Genomic DNA, 1,932 nt, shown 5'->3' on the forward strand with positions numbered 1-1,932 from the left:
CGCTGGGGCGTTCTGGGACGCCATCGACGCGATGGACGGTCCGAGACGATCGCCGCGCGAAGCCGCGGACGCACTGATCGAAGCCGTCGAGGTCATCCGCGCAATGTGGAGTGGTGAGCGTGCGGTGCGATTCGACGGCCAGTACTACCACCTGCGTGGCGTCCACCCTGGACCGCCACCCGGTGCTGATCTCGGATTATGGCTGGGGGCCTACGGCCCACTGATGCTCTCTCTGACCGGTCGATCGGCCGACGGTTGGCTGCCGTCGTTGAGTTTCCTGCCCTTCGACCGTGTGCAAGCGGCAAGCCGTCGGATCGACGCCGCGGCGGTCGAGGCTGGACGAAATCCCCGGTTGATCCGCAAGGTGTTCAACATCAACGGCATAATCGGCACCGAATCGCATGAGCCGTTCCAAGGTTCGGTCACTCAGTGGGTCGACCACATCGTCACGGCAGTCACAGAATTCGGCATGAACGCCTTTTCATACTGGCCGAACGATCAATACGACCGGCAGATTGCGATGTTCTCGTCGGAGGTGGTACCGGCCGCTCGGGCCGCGCTCGCCGACACCGAGGCCGCGGGATAGGTTCGGAAGATTGAAAGGCCCGCCGTCCGTGATCGGCGGGATCCTCCCTGAGGCTCTCGGCGAAATGTGGACGTGGTATCTATGCGTGAGGGTTCCCGTCGGCGGGATCCAGCTGTTCTCACGGTCGTTGCCTCGTGCATCCGACGCCTGGTCGTCCTGACCACTTCCGAGTCAAAGCCACGCACGCTCCGGGTACGTTCTCGTTGCGGTGCACATATCGGTGTTTACCCCCGGGTGCCTTCCCCGGCGGGTGCGGCAACTGCCGGGGAGAGTTGGCCGTCGTCGGCAGTTGTCACAGGCGTACTTGCTCGATGGATCCGAGGCATGAGCGCCATCGTGGTCGCCCCTGCGAGGGCCACGGTTGCGAACGTGTAGTAGTTCCACTCGTAGCCGAGGGCCGAGGCGGTGATCCACCCACCGGCCGCGGGCCCGACGATGGCACCGAGGCGTCCGACGCCGAGAACGAATCCCACTGCAGCGGTGCGGTATGTTTCGGGAAAGAAGGCGGCGGCCCAACCGGTGACGATGATCTGGGTTCCGGTCGTGCCCAGGCCGAGTAGTGCGACGACCAGGTAGAGACCCCACGTGGGCAGACCGGTGCTGAGGAGGACGGTCGAAATGGTCGCGGTCGCGAAGGCGAGAATGGCGATCGGTTTCGATCCGATACGGTCGGCGACGGCAGCGCCGGTAATCCCGCCGAGGATGGCGCCCGCGTTCAGCACCGCGAGGAACGACAGGGACATTCCAATCGAGTAGCCGGCCTGGTTCATGATGTTGGGCAGCCAGGTGTTGACGCCGTATATGACGAGCAGGCCGCAGAAGGTCGCAGCGCTGAACAAGCCCAGCGGTAGTGCGAACCGGCGAGAGAAGAGTCCTCGCAGTCCCGACCGTGTGGACGAAGGATCCGCCGGTATGAACGGTTCGAGTCCGTATTGGTCGGTCAGCAGTTGTGCCTCAGCGCTGCGTCCTGTCTTCGTGAGGTAGGACCGTGAGTCGGGTAGTACTCGCAGGATGACCGGGATGAGGAGGAGGGGGAGTACGCCGAATGCATACATCCACCGGAACCCGATGTGGGGTAACGCCAAGATGCCCGTGGTCGAGGCGAGGATCGCGCCGACGGAGTATCCACTGAACATCAGGGCGTTGTTCAGTTGGCGGCGGTCACGGCGCGAGTACTCGACGGTGAGGGAGATCGCGGTGGGCATGACGGCGCCGAGGCCGATTCCGCTGAGTAGACGGCACAGGGCGAACATCTCGGGAGTGGGTGCGATGGCTGCAATGCCCATCATCGTGGAGAAGCCCACGATGGATGCGACCATCATGGCGCGGGCTCCGAAGCGTGCAGT

The 1,932-nt window shown here is 64.0% G+C and carries 2 protein-coding genes; one reads left to right on the plus strand and one right to left on the minus strand.

Annotation, left to right across the window (positions count from 1 at the left end):
- Positions 1-31 precede the first annotated feature (31 nt).
- On the plus strand, positions 32-586 hold the full coding sequence (locus tag CA951_RS41990; protein WP_087562461.1) for an LLM class flavin-dependent oxidoreductase: 555 nt from the start codon (positions 32-34) through the stop codon (positions 584-586).
- Positions 587-810: 224 nt separating this feature from the next.
- Here CA951_RS41990 and CA951_RS41995 read toward each other — a convergent pair.
- Positions 811-1,932: MFS transporter (locus CA951_RS41995; RefSeq protein ID WP_143543218.1), on the minus strand; the 1,122-nt coding region annotated here is incomplete at its 5' end.

The organism is Rhodococcus sp. NCIMB 12038, assembly GCF_002165735.1.
Lineage (GTDB): Bacteria > Actinomycetota > Actinomycetes > Mycobacteriales > Mycobacteriaceae > Rhodococcus_F.

Bases quoted from the DNA above. Each gene is read 5' to 3' on its own strand.
- CA951_RS41990 (WP_087562461.1), top strand. From the start codon at position 32: ATGGACGGTCCGAGACGATCGCCGCGCGAAGCCGCGGACGCACTGATC.